This window comes from Klebsiella sp. LY (genome assembly GCF_004010915.1).
GTDB lineage: Bacteria > Pseudomonadota > Gammaproteobacteria > Enterobacterales > Enterobacteriaceae > Klebsiella > Klebsiella quasipneumoniae.
Map to the genome: position 1 here is coordinate 271,028 of NZ_CP022444.1, position 18,123 is coordinate 289,150.

Genomic DNA, 18,123 nt, shown 5'->3' on the forward strand with positions numbered 1-18,123 from the left:
AGCGCCGGCCCTTTCAGCGCCAGCGCTTCGATAACTAATTTCGGCAATTACGGTGCCAGGCGGTCTATTTTCCAGGCGCCGTTATCGCGCTGGTATAAAAAGCGATCGTGCAGGCGATGTTCGCCCCCCTGCCAGAACTCCATCTGCTCAATGCTGACGCGGAATCCGCCCCAGAAACTCGGCAGCGGTACTTCACCCTGCTGGAATTTCTGCTTCAGCTCGAGGAATTTGCTCTCCAGGATACCCCGAGCAGAGATCCGACTCGACTGCTTCGAGACCCAGGCGCCGATCTGGCTGTCGCGCGGGCGACTGTGGAAATATTTGACCACCTCCAGCGTGGACAGGCGTTCCGCTTTGCCGATCACCATCACCTGGCGCTCCAGCATATGCCACGGAAACAGCAGACTGACCTGCGGGTTATTTTCAATCTGATGGGCTTTACGGCTGCCAAGGTTGGTATAAAACACCAGCCCTTTTTCGTCGTAATGCTTTAGCAGCACAATACGCTGATAAGGTTGGCCGCTTTCATCAACGGTGGCAACCACCATGGCCGTCGGGTCGGCGAGTTTCGCGTCGCAGGCCTGACGCAGCCAGCGCTCAAACAGCGGCAGAGGTTCAGCTGGAAGATCGTGGCGACGCAAACCGCCACGGGTGTATTCACGGCGCAAGTGCGCGATTTGCTGGAGTTCGTCGTTATCAGACATGGCCATTGAGGATATAGTCATAAGGTGGCGTTATTGTGCGCCCCCCGGACAGAAATCTCAACGTTTGGCGGTCTGCAGCTGGCAGTTATCGAGAACGATGCGGTCGCGCTTATAGACGGTGGCGGTATCGCCTTTCGACCAGAAGACATAGACGCCGTCGGTGTAGCGCGCTCCGGAAGCCGACAGCCCCTCTGACAGATTCAGCTGCTGATTGTCATAAATAAAACTCACCTGCTGGCGTGAGTTATTGCGATGGACCGTCAACGGTTTCTGGTCGCATTGATACTCCAGCGTGTCCGTCTGCATCCGCTCGACAAACTGGTTGTAGTAGCTACAGCCCGCCAGCATAAAAGGTACAACTGCGATAAGAATTTTTTTCATTCGTTTGCCTTCGACTTTCCCGGTCACGGAGGGCACTCCGCCCTCCGCTTAACATGTCCAGTTTACCGGTCGCGTCGTATTTAAGATTTCAGTTAACTCCGATTCTGCGGCGGGTTAGCAGGGAAAATGGCGCCCAGCACCGTGGCTTCGCTGGCGCCAGTCACAGAGGGCAGATTCCCCGGCAGGCCAGCGATGGTGCGCCAGGCCAGCCAGGCAAAGGCCAGCGCTTCCATATCATCGCCGCTGATCCCCGCTTCATCGGTGGTGGAGACTTCGGTTCCCGGCAGCAGGGCCGCCAGGCGCGCCATTAACAATGGGTTACGCGCGCCGCCGCCGCACACTAACAAACGCTCGCAGCCGCCGCTTAACAATACCTGCTCACTGATGGTCACGGCGGTTAATTCCGCGAGGGTTGCCTGCACATCCTGTCCGCGCAGCCCCGGGTAACGAGCCAGATGCTGCTCCAGCCAGCCGTAATTGAAATATTCCCGACCGGTGCTTTTCGGCGCCGGCAAGGCAAACCACGGATCGCTCAGCATATCCTGCAGTAGCGGCAGGAGCACTTTGCCTTCACTGGCCCATTGGGCGTCTTTATCGTAAGGTTTACCTTGCTTACGCCAGATCCAGGCGTCCAGCAACATATTGCCCGGCCCGGTATCATAGCCGCGCACCGGCTGGCCCGGCACCAGAAGCGACACATTAGCGATCCCGCCAATATTCAGCACCATCCGCCGCTCAACGGGGTGCGCCAGCAGCGCATGATGAAAAGCCGGCACCAGCGGCGCCCCCTGCCCGCCAAGCGCCATATCACGCCGACGGAAATCCCCCACCACAGTGACGCCGGTATGGGCGGCGATCTGGTTGTTGTCGCCAATTTGCAGCGTGTGCGGGGCATCGCCCTGCGGCTCGTGCCATACAGTCTGCCCATGACAGCCGATGGCGATGACGTCCGCGGGTTTGAGACTTTCCTGACGCATCAGCGCCAGCACGGCCTCGGCAAACAGCCTTCCGAGGCGGGTATCCAAACGCCCCAGCTGCGAGAGGGTCAGCGACTGGCCCTGACAAATCGCCAGGATCTCTTCTTTTATCGCGTGTGGGATGGGCCAGGTGAGACTGGCCTGCTGCGCCACCATGTTTTCGTTGATAGCGGCTAAAACGACATCGATACCATCAAGGCTGGTACCCGACATAACGCCAATAAAGCGACCCGATCTCATACGTTTTTCCTTCATTCCATGACCCTCGTATGCGTCTCACTCCATCATAAAGTGTCCGCTAATGCTATGTTGTAATAATACTTTTTAACAATAGAGAGACATTTCGGAGAACATCGTAAAGAACCGGCGTTTAGTTTAGGTTGAAGCACCATTAATTATTATTTTTTGTATATCCCGGGGGGAAGCTATGCCCGCCGACGACTAAATGCCATATAATTAACCGCATGGACGTTCAATTGAACACCTTCGGTGAACAGGAGATTCATAAATGATTTTACGTGTTTTGGCTGTATCGATGATTGGTTTTACGCTCGCGGGCTGTGTGAGCAGCAGCGGCCTGTCCGGCGACGTTTATTCCGCATCTGAAGCCAAACAGGTGCAGAGCGTGACATACGGTACCATCGTGCATACCCGCGCCGTACAGATCCAGAGCGGCGACGACAGCAATGCCATCGGGGCGATTGGCGGCGCGGTTCTGGGCGGCTTCCTCGGGAATACCATCGGCGGCGGCACCGGACGTTCTCTGGCCACTGCGGCTGGCGCGGTCGCGGGCGGCGTAGCCGGTCAGGGCGTACAGGGCGCCATGAATAAAACCCAGGGCGTGGAACTGGAAATTCGTAAAGATGATGGCAACACCATCATGGTGGTACAGAAACAGGGCAGCACCCCGTTCTCTGTTGGACAGCGCGTAGCCATTGCCGGCAGCGGCAGCCAGGTCACCGTCTCTCCTCGCTAACACCTGTCACGATGCGGCCAGTTGCGCCGCATCGTACTTATCACCCACATTTATCTCGCCGTAAAAGTTTTGTATTAGCGATAACACATATTAATTTTAATATTTCATCAATCATTGCGCCTGCGCAATATCTTTGCCCACAGCCCCCACTACTCTTATAACCGTTAATATTATTAAGCCAACCCAACCTCGTTGCTGTTGTTATTATTCTGGAATATTGCCTATGAACAAACATGTGAATCATGTTGTTAGACGTCTTATCATTTATTTTTTTATTTGTTTGCTGGCCGGAGTCGGCATTACCGGGTTAACCAGCTCTTTTGAGACCAGATTCAACAGCACCTCATCAATACTATTTCCCCTGCTGACCAGTTTTCTGATGGTTTTTCATATCACTATTGCCTGTTTTATGGGCATGAAATACTGGAGCAGCAAGCGTCGCCTGTATCTGACGCCTGTCGCTTTCGGTTTTGCCTGTTCGGCGTTACTGATGCTGGGCACCCTCAGTAGCTATCCGGACTGGCTCAGCTGTAATCCCGCGCCGGTGGTGAAACAAAATGACGCTGTGATATATTATTTCTTTCGCAATATAATGATGGCCGTCTTATTCACGTCGTCAATTATTTTGTATTATTTTCGCCGACGGATCATGCACTCCTTTAAAGCCCATGTAATGACTTTCGCGGCATGTATTGTTTTTACGTTAATGATAATTTTTTTGTCATGGATCTTCTCCAGCCACTCGCCATGGTTGAGCATTAGGTTTATTGACGATCTGAGCCATACTTTTACGCCGCTGTGGCGAAGTATTATTGGCTGGCTGCTGATGGCAGTCTGGTTTATCGCGCTGATTTTAATAATTTGGTTTAGCAAACTTCGCAATATTTTCTGGTACAGCGGCGCTTTTTTTTGCAGCGCATATTTGTTCACCATTTTCCAGCTGCTCTCTGCCGTTGGGGAGCTCGATCAGGCCTGGTATCAGGCGCGTTTTTTTGAAACGCTGTGCACCCTGTTCCTGATCCTGGTGCTGCTGGTAGACGTCTTTATCCTCTATCGCGAGTCTAACCACAAGTATGTCAACTCATACCAGAATTCGATACGCGACCCGCTGACCCGGCTTTACAACCGCAGCTTCTTCTACGATACCCTCAACCAGCAGCTGGCAAAGGTGAAGGCCCAGCATCCGCTGTCGGTGATCATCTGCGACCTCGACCATTTTAAACGCATCAACGATAACTATGGCCACATCGCCGGCGACAAGGTGATCCAGTTTGCCGCCTCGGTGCTGGACAGCCATTCGCGTAAGGATGACGCGGCCGCCCGCATTGGCGGTGAGGAGTTTGCCCTGCTGCTGGTCAACGCCGCAGAGGACGAGGCGCAGGCGATCGCCGAGCGCATCCGCCTGGCGGTCAGCGCCGAGCAAACCCCTCTGCCAGAGCGGATGACCATCAGCATGGGCGTGTATACGACCCATGACGGCAGTGTGACAGCCGAAGAGTGCGTCCAGCGCGCGGACGAAGCCATGTATGAAGCAAAAAACAGCGGACGTAACCGGGTGGTAATCTGGCGACGCCAGGGCAGGTAAAAAAAGGCCCGGGATAAACCGGGCCGCAAAACGATTAATCTTTTGCCTGGAGATCGAGGATATTTTGTTCAAGTTTACGAATTAAGTGAAGCAACGTTTCCACTTCCTGCTTCGAGACCCCTGCGAGGATTTCATCGCGGGTTTTGCCTATCACCTCTTCCATCTCGTTGATCAGCGGTTCGGCTTTTTCCGTCAGCTTGATGCGTTTGGCTCGCCGATCGCTTGCGCAGGTCTGGCGAGAAATAAGCCCTTTCTCCTCCAGCTGATCGAGCGTGCGCACCAGGGACGGTTGTTCAATACCGATGGCTTTCGCCAGCTGGATCTGCGACTGCTCAGGCGGCAGCTGGTGGATGTTATGCAGCGTAACCCAGTGGGTCTGCGTTAACTCCAGAGGTTTCAGGCGATGGTCGATTAGCGCGCGCCAGACGCGAACTAAACGTGCCAGATCAGAACCAAGTGGCGATTCCAATTTCATCTCCTTATAATTAGCTTGCTAAGTTATTATACTGATTTTAGAATAGTGTGCAGCATTTGAATAATCAAAACAAATGAATTACTTGATTCAACAAAAACCAAAACAATGATTTACACTGTTAAAGAGTAGCACGTCCTGAGGTTATCCCTGTTATGGCAAAGGATTTTTGCTTGTGAAACTGAGTCTTAATTCATCCGGATTGCCGCTGCAGGACCTTGTGTTCGGCGCATCCGTCTATTTCCCTCCGTTGTTCAAAGCCGTCCTGCTGGGCTTCTTTATCTGGCTGTTTTTACATCGCCAGCTGCGTGACTGGATGTATGCGGGCGACATCTGGCATCCACTGCTGATGGATCTCTCCCTGTTCGCGCTCTCGGTCTGTCTGGCCCTGGTGTTACTGATTGCCTGGTGATCTTCCTGCTATGAAAAAATTAAAATATCTTTCAACACTGTTGGTGGCGGCCATCGCTCTGGTTGCCGCGTGGTTGTTATGGAATTTCTACACTCAGTCCCCCTGGACCCGCGACGGTAAAGTGCGCGCCGAGCAGGTCGGGATCACCCCTCAGGTTTCCGGCAGTATATTGCAGCTGAACGTGGCCGATAACCAGCAGGTCAAGGCCGGTGAGGTATTGTTTACCCTCGACGACACCCCCTACCGCATCGCGGTGCTGAACGCCCAGGCGCAGCTGGCGAAAGCGCAAGCTGAGGTGGCGAAAGCGCAGGCGGAGCAAAGCAAAGCCGCCAGCGAAGCCCGCCGTCGCAGAAACCTGTCGCAAAATGCCATCTCAGCTGAGGACCTTGAAAACGCCAATACCGCCCTGAATACCGCCACCACTACCCTGGCGGCCGCCAGAGCGGGAGTCGGTGTCAGCGAGGCGGCGCTGAAACATGCGCAGTGGCAGCTCAGCCAGACGGTCGTCAAAGCGCCGGTAGACGGCTGGGTGACTAACCTCTCCACCCGGGTCGGCGATTACGCCACCACCGGCCATCCGGTCTTTGCCCTGGTGGACAGCCATTCGTTCTACGTGCTGGGCTACTTTGAAGAGACCAAACTGCGCCATATTCGCATCGGCGATCCGGCGCAAATCATTCTCTACAGCAATCAGCAGACGCTGCAGGGGCATGTCGCCAGCATCGGTCGCGCGATTGTCGACCAGAGCGTGGAACAGGGAACCGGGCTGGTGGCCAATATCAAACCGAATATCCCCTGGGTCCGCCTCGCCCAGCGCGTGCCGGTGCGGATTGCCTTTGATACGTTGCCGGCCGATGTCACTCTGGTCTCCGGTACCACCTGCACCGTCTCGATCGGCGGACAGTGATGAATCTGCAGACCCTGTCATGGCGCACGCTGCCCTGGGTTAAAGCCACCCGACCGCAGTGGCGATACGCGCTACGCAACGGCATCGCCATGTGTCTCGCGTTAAGCATCGCCTACGCACTGGATCTGGATGAGCCCTACTGGGCGATGACCTCCGCGGCGGTGGTCAGCTTTCCCACCGTCGGCGGGGTGATCAGTAAAAGTTTTGGCCGCATTGCCGGCAGCCTTCTCGGCGCCTGCGCCGCCCTGCTGCTGGCGGGCCATACGCTCAACGATCCCTGGCTGTTCCTGTTCAGTATCTCCGGCTGGCTGGCGCTGTGCACCTGGGCCTGCGCCTTGTTCACCAATAACGTGGCCTACGCCTTTCAGCTGGCGGGCTATACCTGCGCCATCATCGCCTTTCCGGTGATTAATATCAGCGACAGCTACGAGCTATGGGTGATTGCCCAGTCGCGCGTGTGCGAAGTCATCGTTGGGATCTTGTGCGGCGGGTTGATGATGATGATCCTGCCCAGCACCTCCGATGGCAGCAATCTGCTGACGGCCCTGAAAACCATGCACGCCCGCCTGCTGGAGCACGCCAGTCTGCTGTGGGTCCCGGAAACGACGGATGCCATCCGCACCGCCCATGAAAGCGTAATTGGCCAGATCCTGACCATGAACCTGCTGCGCATCCAGGCCTTCTGGAGCCACTACCGCTTCCGTCGGCAAAATCCCCTGCTGAACTACCTGCTGCACCAGCAGCTCCGCATGACCAGCGTCATTTCCAGTCTGCGGCGTATGCTGCTGAACTGGCCTGACGCCCCGGCCAATACCCGCCAGGTGCTGGAATCGTTGCTCGCGGAGCTCGCCACCTCCAGTGCTGACAGCTATCACGTCGCCCGCATTCTGGCGCCGCTGGCGCCGCCGCCGGACGCGGATTACCGCCACCTCGCCTTTTGGGCGCGGTTACGCTATTTCTGCCGCATTTATCTGGAAAGCAGCCGCTGGATCCGCCGGGTTGAAAATGCCTCGGCGATCGCCGAGTTCAATGTCCCTTCCGCGCCCGCGCTGGCCCGCCACACCGACCAGGCAGAGGCATTGCTCAACGGCATCCGTACCTTTTGCGCGCTGGTGGCGATTGGCGCGTGGGGGATCAGTACCCAGTGGACCAGCTGCGCGGCGGCCCTGACCCTGGCCTCCATTTGCTGCGTGCTCTATTCGGTTTCCGCCTCGCCGTTTCGTTCGTTGACGCTGCTGATGCAGACCCTGGTGCTGCTGTCGCTGTTCAGTTTTGTCGTGAAATTTGGCCTGATGGTGCAGATAACCGACCTGTGGCAGTTCTTGCTGTTTCTGTTCCCGTTGCTGACCACCATGCAGTTACTCAAGCTGCAGTGGCCAAAATTTGCCGGCCTGTGGGGGCAGCTTATCGTCTTTATGGGCTCGTTTATCTCCGTCACCAACCCACCGGTTTACGACTATGCGGCCTTTTTTAATGACAATTTAAGTAAGATTGTCGGCGTGGGCTTTGCATGGCTGGCCTTTGCGGTGCTCAGTCCCGGCTCGGACGCCCGTAAAGGTCGACGACATATCAGAGCGTTACGGCGTCACTTTGTCGATCAGCTCAGCCGCCACCCCCAGCACAGCGAGCACGAATTTGAATCGCTGGTATATCACCATGTCAGCCAGCTCAGTCAGAGCCAGGATGCGCTGGCTCGCCGCTGGCTGCTGCGCTGGGGGGTGGTATTGCTGAACTGCTCCCACGTGGTCTGGCAGCTTCGCGAGTGGGAAACGCGCTCCGATCCTCTCGCCCAGGTGCGCGACCTGTGTATCAACCTGCTGCGCGATGTGATGAGCGAGCGTGGCGTGCAGCAGCGGCCGCTGGCCTCCACGCTGCAGGAGCTGCTGCGGATCTGCGAAGTTCTGAACCACCATCATCAGCCGGCGGCCCGGGAGCTGGCCGCCGCGATATGGCGGCTGTATTGCGCGCTGTCGCAGCTGGAACAGGCTCCGGTCGCCGGAACGATTGGCGAAAAGATTACTTAATCACCCCGCAGGCAAACCGTTCGCCGCCGCCGCCCAGCGGCTGCGGACTGTCGGCCATATTATCGCCGCCGACATGAACCATCAGCGCTTTGCCTTTCACTTCCGCCAGCGTTTTCAGACGCGGAGCGATAATCGGCTGGTCAGCCACACCCGCGTCGTTGACCACCAGCAGCGGTAGATCGCCAAGATGCCCGGTGCCCAACGGCCCTTCATGTTTACCGGTATGTTGCGGATCGTAATGTCCGCCCGCCGCTCCGGCGGCTACGGCTTTGCCCTCTTTCATCGCCGGCTGGCAGCTGCCTTCAGCATGAATATGAAAGCCGTGCTTGCCCGGCGGTAACGCCCGCAGATTAGGAGCAAATTCGAGTCCGCGGTCGGTTTCGGTGATTTTTACACTGCCGATGGATTGACCAACGCCCTGGCTGGTCACGAGATTAAGTGGCACATCTTCACTGACGGCCTGCGCGCCAGCGCAAAATGCGAGGGAAAGGATAGCGAGAATACATCGTTGCATAACACCTCCGGATGGCTGTCTCTCTGTTAAGTGTAAACCAGGAACTGCTTTCCGGAGGCGAAATGCCCGTTACGGCACGTCGTAACCGAGCGCGGCTTTGCGGATACGGAACCACTGCTGGCGGGTCATACTCAGTTTTTCGGCCACAATCGCCGAGCGCACGCGCTCAATTTTACCCGAGCCGATAATCGGCAGCGGCTGCGACGGCAGGCGCATCACCCAGGCGTAAACCACCTGCTCGATGCTGTCGGCGTTGAGCTCGTGGGCCACCTGGGCCAGCTCGTCGCGCAGCGGCTGAAAGCCCTCTTCATTAAACAGGCGGCCGCCGCCGAGGCAGGACCAGGCCATCGGACGAATACGCAGCTGCTGCAGCTGGTCGAGGGTACCGTCAAGCAGCAACGGCTGATGCACCGGCGAGATCTCCACCTGGTTGGTGGCAAGCGTAAACGGCAGGCGCGACTGCAGAAGGGTGAACTGGGCAGGGGTAAAGTTCGAGACGCCGAAATGACGTACCTTGCCGCTGTGGTGCAGCGCGAGGAAGGCTTCAGCCACCTCGTCGGCGTCCATCAGCGGATCCGGCCGGTGGATCAGCAGCAGATCGAGATGGTCCGTTGCCAGGTTGCGCAGCGATTGCTCGGCGCTGAGCACGATGTGGTCCCGGTCGGTAATGTAGTGACCGATGGTGTTTTCAGCGCGCGCCCGGGTGGCAATGCCGCATTTGCTGACAATCTCCATCCGGCTACGCAGATGCGGCGCCAGCTTCAGGGCTTCACCAAAGGCGGATTCACACTGGTAATCGCCATAGATATCGGCGTGATCGACGGTGGTAATGCCTAAATCGAGATGCTGTTCGATAAAGCCGACCAGCTCGCCTGGCGACATTTTCCAGTCCATCAGACGCCAGTAGCCCATCACAAAACGCGAAAATTCCGGCCCCTGGGGAGCCATAGCAATACGCTGAACCATAACCACTTCCTCAATAAAAAAGTGCTCTGAGTATACGTAATTTTTGGCTTAAAACAGTGAGGGTTGCTGCGGTTCTTCCGCCGCCTCTGGTCTGTTCGCGCGTATTTTGCGCAGCAGGCGTTGACGGCACAGACGCAATACCTCCTGTTTCTGCGCATCGCTCATCGTTTGCCAGTTAAAACGCTCCTCACGGCTACGGAAACAGCCGCGACAGTAGCCGCGCTCATCGGTCTGACAAATTCCCCGGCACGGGCTCTGCACCGGGAAAAACTCTAACTGCTCTGCCACCACACGCCTCCTGTCCCCTCATCTCCTTTCATTGAAGACGTTTCCCTGCGCCGACGCAAATTTTGTTCACTCCGTGCTGCGCCAGCTAACATTTTTGCGCTAAGTCTTGCATTAGACCAATCGGTCTACTACAGTGTGCGCCATGAACAGACACAGCGATTGCGATACCCGAGAACATATCCTGGCCACCGGCGAGCAGCTATGCATGCATCGCGGCTTTACCGGCATGGGCTTGAGCGAACTCCTGAAGACGGCGGAAGTGCCCAAGGGCTCTTTCTATCATTACTTTCGCTCTAAAGAAGCCTTCGGCGTCGCCTTGCTTGAAAACCATTACGCCGGATATCTGCAGCGCCTTGTCGATCACTTCGCCCATGGCGAGGGCAACTATCGCGATCGGCTGCTGGCCTACTATCAGCACACGCTGAATCAGTTTTACCAGCAGGGGATTATTAGCGGGTGTCTCACCGTCAAGCTGTCGGCAGAGGTTTGCGATCTGTCGGAAGACATGCGCACCGCCATGGACCACGGCGCCAGCCAGATCATCGCCCTGCTGGGCGACGCGCTGGAGAAAGGGCGTCAGGAAGGCAGTCTGACCTTTGACGGCGAGGCCAGGACGCTGTCGCAGGTACTCTATTCCCTGTGGCTCGGCGCCAACCTGCAGGCCAAAATAACGCGTAGCGCAACGCCGCTGGAGAGCGCCCTTGCCCACGCGAAACAGATTATTGCGGCGCCTGCTGTATAACAGGCGTTTTTATTTCATCAGTTCCTAGACGACCGGTCTACTCAGGAGTCATTATGTCGGAATCAAAATTATTCACCCCGTTGAAAGTCGGTGCTGTCACCGTCCCTAATCGCGTATTTATGGCTCCACTGACGCGTCTGCGCAGCATCGAGCCGGGCGATATCCCTACCCCGCTGATGGGCGAATACTACCGTCAGCGCGCCAGCGCCGGGCTGATCATCACCGAAGCGACGCAGATTTCCGGCCAGGCCAAAGGCTATGCCGGCGCGCCAGGGCTGCACAGCCCGGAGCAGATTGCCGCCTGGCAGAAAATCACCGCCGGCGTTCACGCGGAAAACGGCCATATCGCCGTGCAGCTGTGGCACACCGGACGAATTTCCCATAGCAGCCTGCAGCCCGGCGGCGCCGCACCGGTAGCGCCGTCTGCGCTGAGCGCCGGCACCCGCACCTCGCTGCGCGACGAAAACGGCCACGCCATCCGCGTCGACACCTCGATGCCTCGCGCTCTGGAAACCGAAGAGATCCCGGGGATCGTCGATGATTTCCGTCAGGCGGTGGGCAATGCCCGTGACGCCGGTTTCGATCTGGTTGAACTGCACTCGGCCCACGGCTATCTGCTGCACCAGTTCCTCTCGCCGTCGGCGAACCAGCGTACCGACCAGTATGGCGGCAGCGTGGAAAACCGCGCCCGTCTGGTGCTGGAAGTGGTCGACGCCGTGAGCAAAGAGTGGAGCGCTGACCGGATTGGCATCCGCGTGTCGCCGATTGGCAGCTTCCAGAATGTGGATAATGGCCCGAATGAAGAAGAAGACGCGCTGTATCTGATTAGCGAGCTGGCGAAACGCGGTATCGCCTATCTGCACATGTCCGAGCCGGACTGGGCGGGCGGCAAGCCGTATAGTGAAGCTTTCCGTCAGAAAGTTCGCGACCGCTTCCCTGGCGTGATCATTGGCGCTGGCGCCTACACCGTTGAAAAAGCCAACGACCTGATCAACAAAGGGCTGATTGATGCCGTGGCCTTTGGCCGCGATTACATCGCCAACCCGGATCTGGTGGCCCGCCTGCAGAAAAAAGCGGCGCTTAACCCACAGCGCCCGGAATCCTTCTACGGCGGCGGCGCGGAAGGCTACACCGATTATCCTACGCTGTAATCCCTCCATTGATAGCGGCGACGTATCGCCGCTATACTCAACGCTCTGATCTAGCAAATAAACTGCATAGGGGACATTATGCGCTTACTCCATACCATGCTGCGCGTTGGCGACCTGCAACGTTCTATCGACTTCTATACCAACGTGTTAGGCATGAAGCTGCTGCGCACCAGCGAAAACCCGGAGTACAAATACTCCCTCGCCTTCGTCGGCTACGGCGAAGAGAGCGATACCGCGGTGATCGAACTGACCTACAACTGGGGCGTGGACAGCTATGAGCTGGGCACCGCCTACGGTCACATCGCGCTGAGCGTCGACAACGCCGCCGAAGCCTGCGAGCGGATCCGCCAGAACGGGGGCAACGTCACCCGTGAAGCCGGGCCGGTAAAAGGCGGCACCACCGTTATCGCCTTCGTGGAAGATCCTGACGGTTACAAAATTGAGCTGATTGAAGAGAAAGACGCCGGCAAAGGGCTGGGCAACTAACCCCTCCCGACCATAGCGTCTTTATTTTCATCGCTCGCCCGGGCGCTGCGGCGCCCGTTGTTTTCACCCCTGCCTGCTGCAAGCCGTGGCAAAATTTGCCATAATGCGCGCTACTTTTTACCAGCTAAGAGAATCTGATGTCCGAGAACGCTCAACTGAATGGTCTGTGCGACCGTTTCCGCGGTTTTTATCCAGTGGTGATTGATGTTGAAACCGCAGGATTTAATGCCAAAACCGACGCCCTGCTGGAGATCGCCGCCATTACGTTGAAGATGGATGAGCATGGCTGGCTGATGCCCGATGAAACGCTGCATTTCCATGTTGAACCTTTCGAGGGCGCCAATCTCCAGCCCGAAGCGCTGGCCTTTAACGGGATTAACCCGCACGATCCAGAGCGCGGCGCCGTTAGCGAATACGATGCCCTGCATGCCATCTTCAAAATGGTACGCAAAGGGATGAAAGAGAGCGACTGCAGTCGGGCTATCATGGTGGCGCACAATGCCACATTTGACCACAGCTTCACCATGACCGCCGCCGAACGGGCGGGGCTAAAACGCAACCCGTTCCATCCGTTTGTCACCTTCGACACCGCCGCGCTGAGCGGGCTGGCGCTGGGCCAGACGGTGCTGTCGAAAGCCTGTATTGCCGCGGGCATGCCGTTCGACGGCGCGCAGGCCCATTCCGCCCTCTACGATACCGAGCAGACGGCGCAGCTGTTTTGCGAGATAGTGAACCGCTGGAAGCGTCTGGGCGGCTGGCCGCTGCCGGCAGCGACGCCGGAGTGATAAAAAAAGCGACTTCCAGGAAGTCGCTTTTTTACTGACAGCGGGAATTATTCCGCTTTCGGCTCGTCAGTGTGATATTTCGCCGCGGTCTCTTTGATCAGCTGCTGCAGTTCACCGCGCTGGTACATTTCGATGACGATATCGCAGCCGCCCACCAGTTCACCGTCCACCCACAGCTGCGGGAAGGTCGGCCAGTTGGCATATTTTGGCAGCTCAGCGCGGATATCCGGGTTCTGCAGGATATCAACGTAAGCAAAACGTTCGCCACAGGCGGACAGCGCCTGAACGGCCTGAGCGGAGAAACCGCAGCTTGGCAGCTTCGGCGAACCTTTCATGTACAGCAGGATCGGGTTTTCAGCGATTTGGCGTTGGATCTTTTCTAAAGTCGAGCTCATTGTCGTGCTTCCTTAAACTTCTTTCTACGGCAGTAACTTGTCATTGTAGCGTCCCGAGGGCAGGACCGATAATAACATTTTTTTCACTATTCATATTTTATCTTCTGTTGCGCGAAGTTGCCTTAAAAATATCATTTTGACGCCGCGGGCAGGCGCGCGTTGCGCATTTTCTGTGCGAGGCGGTCAATGTCTGACGCGTTTTCTTGCAATCGTTAACCAATCGACATTTTTGATACAAAAGAATATTAACTTTCCGGGTTTTTATGCTTTAGAATCGTTCCGGTTTGTCATTCATCGTCAGGCATTTGTACATGTCTGTAATTAATCAGGGGATTGCTCAGTGGCGCGGCTAAACAAAATCGCGATATCGCTCTGTGCATTACTGTTCACATCTATCTCATTCACACCACTGGCTCAGGCTTCAGGGCATACGCACGCCTCCGCCTCGCCAAAGGCGTTGCCCGCGAAAAGCGGCTCAGAGCGCAAGAAAAAAGCAACCAGTCAAAAAAGTAAAACCACCGCTAAAACCACCAGTAAAAAGTCCTCGAGCACCCGGCTCCCTACCCGTACTACCGCAGCAAGCCAAACCGCGCTTCATCGTCAGGCCGTCGGCGCCACGAAAAAATGCGTGCTGCGTAAAGGGTATAAAAAGCAGTGCGCGAAAACGGTGGCCGCCAGCGCCGAGCCGACCCTGGCGTTGAACAGCGTCAAAAGCAAATGCGTGGTGCGTAAAGGCTATAAAAAGCGCTGTAAACCCGAGGCCAGCGAAGCGAATCTGACGATCGCCGATGCGCATAAAGTCCGGGTGCAAAAAGCGCAGAGTACCGCCATGAACAAACTGATGGGCCAGCTGGGTAAACCATATCGCTGGGGCGGCACCTCCCCGCGCACCGGGTTCGACTGCAGCGGGCTGGTCTATTACGCCTACAAAGACCTGGTCAAGATTCATATCCCGCGTACCGCCAACGAAATGTACCACCTGCGCGATGCGCGTCCGGTCGATCGTGACGAACTGCAGAGCGGCGACCTGGTCTTCTTCCGCACCCGCGGACGCGGCACTGCCGACCACGTAGGCGTTTACGTCGGCAACGGGAAATTCATACAGTCACCGCGCACAGGTCGCGATATACAAATCACCTCCCTGAGCGAAGATTACTGGGTTCGCCATTACGTCGGTGCCCGGCGCGTCATGACCCCGAAAACCATTCGCTGATCCCGGTCTGCCGCTACGGCGGCAGCCCTCTTCACCTGCCCGTTCTCCGCCCCTACCGTCAGGGGAAACTGCATATTCGCCTCTGTGACCGGCGCTTCCCGACGATAGCGGGTGGGCGACATGCCAAAGTGACGGTGAAAGGTGCGGCAGAATGCCGCCTGCCCGTCGTACCCCAAACGTTGAGAAATACTCTGCATCGAGGCCTCGGTCTGCGTTAAGTAGATTGTCGCGATGGTCATCTTCCGTCGGCTGACGTAGCTCGCCAGCGTACAGCCGGTCACCATGGCGAATTGCCGCTGGAAATACCAGTGCGAGTAGCCGGACTTTTTCGCTATCGCGCTCACCGGCAGGGTGTCAAAAATATGTGCTTCAATCCATTCAACGATCCCCTGCACTACCGGGATCATTTTCGGGCTTACCACTTCATCTGTTTTTGCCATCGTAGCCATCCTGTGGAAATTGCTGCCGGCGGCTATATTTGTCATACAAATTTAAAAATAGACAATGAATTATTGGCATAGCGGCAATTACCTGAAAGCATAGCATCATTAATTAATTGATTTAAAATGCTTATTTCCACTCAGGCGCTTGCGCTGCAGGGATCTTCGAATGACGAGCTGAGGAATGAACCATCGCGGCGAGAGACCCGTGCCCCTGCCCCCTTTAACTTATACATTTTTGCAACATCTACGGGCGTCTTAACGCTCTGCTCCGCAGAAAACGGTTAAGCCTTCGGCAGTTGCGCCTGTGATAATAGCCTTTATCGTTGTAAGGCTTTTCACTGCCTGCGGCAAATGTTAACATTCTCAATACAATAACAGGCCCGGGACGCGACAGCGTCGGGCGGTCAGCACTCGATTCAGGTGAAAACCTCATCTTGTCAATGTGAGATAAAACAAAAAAGTTATAAGGAGAGTAGCAATGTCGTTTGAATTACCTGCATTACCATATGCAAAAGACGCCCTGGCGCCGCACATTTCCGCAGAAACCCTGGAATACCACTACGGTAAACACCACCAGGCGTATGTCACTAACCTTAACAACCTGATCAAAGGCACCGCATTCGAAGGGAAGTCGCTCGAAGAGATCGTGCGCACCTCTGAAGGCGGTGTTTTCAATAACGCGGCGCAGGTCTGGAACCACACCTTCTACTGGAACTGCCTGGCACCGAACGCCGGCGGCGAACCGGAAGGCGAGCTGGCTGCCGCTATTGCCAAATCCTTCGGCAGCTTCGCTGAGTTTAAGGCCAAATTTACCGACGCCGCGGCGAAAAACTTTGGCGCTGGCTGGACCTGGCTGGTCAAAAATGCCGACGGCAGCCTGGCTATTGTCTCCACCAGCAACGCCGGTACCCCGCTGACCACCGACGCCAAGCCGCTGCTGACCGTTGACGTCTGGGAACACGCTTACTACATCGACTACCGCAACGCCCGTCCAAGCTATCTGGATCACTTCTGGGCGCTGGTTAACTGGAAGTTTGTTGCCGCTAACCTGGCCGCATAAACGACAAACCGCAGCTGGGTCCCCCCGGCTGCGGTTTTTTTTAGCGCTTTCCCACCCGTTTATGACTGACTGGCAAAGGCCTCTTCCGGCTGCGCTCGGCCGCTAAACCAGACCAGCAGCAGCGCCAGACCGGCAATGATCGCGCCCATCACCGGCACAAAAGCGTATCCCAGTCCGCCGGAGATCACCGCCCCGCCTGCGGCGGCGCCCAGCGCGTTGCCAAGGTTGAACGCCCCAATATTCACCGAAGATGAGAGCCCCGGCGCCTCATGCGCCACGCGCATCACTCGCATCTGCAGCGGCGGCACCACCGCAAAGGTGGCTGCGCCCCAGACGATCATACTGATGGCCGCACCCGCCTGGGATTGCGCCAGCAGCGGGATCGCCAGCATGATCGCCATCAGCACTAGCAGAAAGCCTTTCAGCGTGCCGGAGACCGACCGGTCGGCGAATTTGCCACCCAGATAGTTGCCCAGCGAAAAACCAACCCCAATCAGCACCAGCATCGCGGTAATAAACAACGATGAAGCATGGGTCAGCGTATTTAGGACCGGCGAAATGTAGGTATACAGCGTAAACATCGCCCCGGCGCCCAGCACGGTGGTCAGCAAGGCTGAGAGCACCTGCGGCCGTAACAGGACCGAAAGCTCTTGTTTGACATCCGGCCGCTCGCCCGCACTGCCCTTCGGCAGGGAGAACCACAGGCTCACCATTGCCAGCAGGCCTAACCCCGCGGTGGCGAGGAAGGACATCCGCCAGCCGATGGTTTCCCCAAGCCAGGTCGCGGCAGGCACGCCGCCGATATTAGCGATGGTGAGGCCCATAAACATGGTGGCCACCGCGCTGGCCTGCTTGTGCCTGGGCACCACGCTGGCCGCCACCACCGACCCCAGGCCAAAAAAGGCGCCGTGGTTGAGGCTGGTAATAATGCGCGACAGCAGCAGCGTAGTGTAATCCGGCGCAATGGATGACAGCAGGTTGCCGACGGTGAAGATCCCCATCAGAAAAATCAGCGTATTGCGTCGGGCGCGATGCGACAGCAGCAGAGTCATCAGCGGCGCACCGACCATGACGCCGATGGCATATGCACTGATCAGCATTCCCGCCACCGGTATTGAAACGTCCACGCCTTTGGCAATCACCGGCAGCAATCCCATTGGGGAGAACTCGGTGGTACCGATGCCAAAGGCGCCGATCGCCAGCGCGAGTAAAGGAAAGTTGATTTTCATTCAATGACTCCATCAGACCGTCGGGAGGGACGGCATAACATCAGAAGCCAAAAGCATGACATCAATCACAAAAAAACAAAAGTGAACGAAATGACAAAAGATTTTTGCAGAATTGATAATAATGGCGGGATACGGGGAGGAAGCCGCGCTCCTCCCTCATTGGAGCATTAGTGCAGTATGGCGGTCAGGCTGAATGCGACGATCACGCCGAGAGCAATAATCGTGGTGATCAGCGAAAACTTTAAATTGGTATCCATCATTTTTCCCTCTTGTTATCCCCACACCAAAAGTGAGCTTGCTCATTTTTGCACAAAAAATCGCAAAAATCTTCCGGGATTTAGGGCGATGCACATTTTTGCTCTTCCACTTTGCCCCAAGATCGGACAAAATCCCACGCTAATTTAAAAGCGTAT

The 18,123-nt window shown here is 56.6% G+C and carries 22 protein-coding genes; 11 read left to right on the forward strand and 11 right to left on the reverse strand.

What is annotated here, in order from left to right; all coding sequences use genetic code 11:
• Positions 1-47: 47 nt before the first annotated feature.
• From pdxH to anmK, 3 genes are all read right to left on the reverse strand, one after another.
• Entirely contained in the window at positions 48-704 is a 657-nt protein-coding gene (gene pdxH, locus CE636_RS04080) for a pyridoxamine 5'-phosphate oxidase (RefSeq protein ID WP_004202860.1), read from the reverse strand.
• Positions 705-761: 57 nt separating this feature from the next.
• The gene (gene mliC / locus CE636_RS04085; protein WP_004202862.1) at positions 762-1,085 is read right to left on the reverse strand and encodes a C-type lysozyme inhibitor; all 324 of its coding nucleotides are present in this window, start codon (positions 1,083-1,085) and stop codon (positions 762-764) included.
• 92 nt (positions 1,086-1,177) lie between these two features.
• Positions 1,178-2,302, reverse strand: coding sequence for an anhydro-N-acetylmuramic acid kinase (gene anmK / locus CE636_RS04090; RefSeq protein ID WP_017901088.1), 1,125 nt, complete (start codon positions 2,300-2,302; stop codon positions 1,178-1,180).
• A gap of 268 nt (positions 2,303-2,570) precedes the next feature.
• Between anmK and slyB the strand changes: the two genes are divergently transcribed.
• Together slyB and CE636_RS04100 are read left to right on the forward strand one after the other, a co-directional pair.
• Positions 2,571-3,038: an outer membrane lipoprotein SlyB gene (gene slyB / locus CE636_RS04095; RefSeq protein ID WP_002907749.1), complete on the forward strand. Its 468-nt coding sequence runs from the start codon at positions 2,571-2,573 to the stop codon at positions 3,036-3,038.
• A 223-nt stretch (positions 3,039-3,261) separates the two neighbouring features.
• Positions 3,262-4,623: a GGDEF domain-containing protein gene (locus CE636_RS04100; RefSeq protein ID WP_017901089.1), complete on the forward strand. Its 1,362-nt coding sequence runs from the start codon at positions 3,262-3,264 to the stop codon at positions 4,621-4,623.
• Between the two features lie 34 nt (positions 4,624-4,657).
• On the opposite strand, the gene slyA is transcribed toward CE636_RS04100, so the two are convergent.
• Positions 4,658-5,098, reverse strand: coding sequence for a transcriptional regulator SlyA (slyA, locus tag CE636_RS04105; RefSeq protein ID WP_017901090.1), 441 nt, complete (start codon positions 5,096-5,098; stop codon positions 4,658-4,660).
• A gap of 172 nt (positions 5,099-5,270) precedes the next feature.
• Here slyA and CE636_RS04110 point away from each other — a divergent pair, with 172 nt between their 5' ends.
• Genes CE636_RS04110 through CE636_RS04120 form a run of 3 tightly spaced genes read left to right on the forward strand, consistent with a single transcriptional unit; the run spans position 5,271 to position 8,438 of the window.
• Complete coding sequence (locus CE636_RS04110) at positions 5,271-5,507, forward strand: DUF1656 domain-containing protein (protein WP_004202868.1); 237 nt, start codon at positions 5,271-5,273, stop codon at positions 5,505-5,507.
• Between the two features lie 10 nt (positions 5,508-5,517).
• A complete protein-coding gene (locus CE636_RS04115) occupies positions 5,518-6,414 on the forward strand; it encodes an HlyD family secretion protein (protein WP_017901091.1) in 897 nt (298 codons plus the stop codon).
• On the forward strand, positions 6,414-8,438 hold the full coding sequence (locus tag CE636_RS04120; RefSeq protein ID WP_004202870.1) for an FUSC family protein: 2,025 nt from the start codon (positions 6,414-6,416) through the stop codon (positions 8,436-8,438). Before CE636_RS04115 ends, CE636_RS04120 begins: the two co-directional genes overlap by 1 nt.
• Here CE636_RS04120 and sodC read toward each other — a convergent pair.
• From sodC to CE636_RS04135, 3 genes are all read right to left on the reverse strand, one after another.
• A complete protein-coding gene (gene sodC / locus CE636_RS04125; protein WP_017901092.1) occupies positions 8,431-8,952 on the reverse strand; it encodes a superoxide dismutase [Cu-Zn] SodC in 522 nt (173 codons plus the stop codon). The two genes, CE636_RS04120 and sodC, sit on opposite strands and share 8 nt — an antisense overlap.
• 69 nt (positions 8,953-9,021) lie before the next feature.
• Positions 9,022-9,918: an aldo/keto reductase gene (locus tag CE636_RS04130; RefSeq protein WP_017901093.1), complete on the reverse strand. Its 897-nt coding sequence runs from the start codon at positions 9,916-9,918 to the stop codon at positions 9,022-9,024.
• Between the two features lie 48 nt (positions 9,919-9,966).
• The gene (locus tag CE636_RS04135) at positions 9,967-10,209 is read right to left on the reverse strand and encodes a DUF1289 domain-containing protein (protein ID WP_017901094.1); all 243 of its coding nucleotides are present in this window, start codon (positions 10,207-10,209) and stop codon (positions 9,967-9,969) included.
• Between the two features lie 139 nt (positions 10,210-10,348).
• On the opposite strand from CE636_RS04135, the gene CE636_RS04140 reads away from it, so the two are divergent.
• The 4 genes from CE636_RS04140 to rnt all read left to right on the forward strand — a co-directional run bounded on the left by CE636_RS04140 (position 10,349) and on the right by rnt (position 13,370).
• Entirely contained in the window at positions 10,349-10,948 is a 600-nt protein-coding gene (locus tag CE636_RS04140; RefSeq protein ID WP_004202876.1) for a TetR/AcrR family transcriptional regulator, read from the forward strand.
• A 53-nt stretch (positions 10,949-11,001) separates the two neighbouring features.
• On the forward strand, positions 11,002-12,099 hold the full coding sequence (locus tag CE636_RS04145) for an alkene reductase (RefSeq protein ID WP_017901095.1): 1,098 nt from the start codon (positions 11,002-11,004) through the stop codon (positions 12,097-12,099).
• Between the two features lie 78 nt (positions 12,100-12,177).
• Positions 12,178-12,585: a lactoylglutathione lyase gene (gene gloA, locus CE636_RS04150; RefSeq protein ID WP_004202879.1), complete on the forward strand. Its 408-nt coding sequence runs from the start codon at positions 12,178-12,180 to the stop codon at positions 12,583-12,585.
• 137 nt (positions 12,586-12,722) lie between these two features.
• Positions 12,723-13,370 (forward strand): ribonuclease T, encoded by a 648-nt coding sequence (gene rnt / locus CE636_RS04155; protein WP_017901096.1) that lies wholly within the window; start codon positions 12,723-12,725, stop codon positions 13,368-13,370.
• Between the two features lie 47 nt (positions 13,371-13,417).
• On the opposite strand, the gene CE636_RS04160 is transcribed toward rnt, so the two are convergent.
• Positions 13,418-13,765, reverse strand: a complete 348-nt coding sequence (locus CE636_RS04160) for a Grx4 family monothiol glutaredoxin (protein ID WP_002907768.1) — start codon at positions 13,763-13,765, stop codon at positions 13,418-13,420.
• 340 nt (positions 13,766-14,105) lie between these two features.
• On the opposite strand from CE636_RS04160, the gene CE636_RS04165 reads away from it, so the two are divergent.
• Positions 14,106-14,978 (forward strand): C40 family peptidase, encoded by an 873-nt coding sequence (locus CE636_RS04165; RefSeq protein WP_004189707.1) that lies wholly within the window; start codon positions 14,106-14,108, stop codon positions 14,976-14,978.
• On the opposite strand, the gene CE636_RS04170 is transcribed toward CE636_RS04165, so the two are convergent.
• Positions 14,933-15,418: a helix-turn-helix domain-containing protein gene (locus CE636_RS04170; protein ID WP_017899524.1), complete on the reverse strand. Its 486-nt coding sequence runs from the start codon at positions 15,416-15,418 to the stop codon at positions 14,933-14,935. The two genes, CE636_RS04165 and CE636_RS04170, sit on opposite strands and share 46 nt — an antisense overlap.
• A gap of 481 nt (positions 15,419-15,899) precedes the next feature.
• Between CE636_RS04170 and sodB the strand changes: the two genes are divergently transcribed.
• Positions 15,900-16,481: a superoxide dismutase [Fe] gene (gene sodB / locus CE636_RS04175; RefSeq protein ID WP_004202885.1), complete on the forward strand. Its 582-nt coding sequence runs from the start codon at positions 15,900-15,902 to the stop codon at positions 16,479-16,481.
• 59 nt (positions 16,482-16,540) lie between these two features.
• Here sodB and CE636_RS04180 read toward each other — a convergent pair whose 3' ends face one another.
• Together CE636_RS04180 and CE636_RS04185 are read right to left on the reverse strand one after the other, a co-directional pair.
• The gene (locus CE636_RS04180) at positions 16,541-17,710 is read right to left on the reverse strand and encodes an MFS transporter (protein WP_017899525.1); all 1,170 of its coding nucleotides are present in this window, start codon (positions 17,708-17,710) and stop codon (positions 16,541-16,543) included.
• A 167-nt stretch (positions 17,711-17,877) separates the two neighbouring features.
• Positions 17,878-17,970: a YnhF family membrane protein gene (locus CE636_RS04185; protein WP_002907776.1), complete on the reverse strand. Its 93-nt coding sequence runs from the start codon at positions 17,968-17,970 to the stop codon at positions 17,878-17,880.
• Positions 17,971-18,123: the final 153 nt, after the last annotated feature.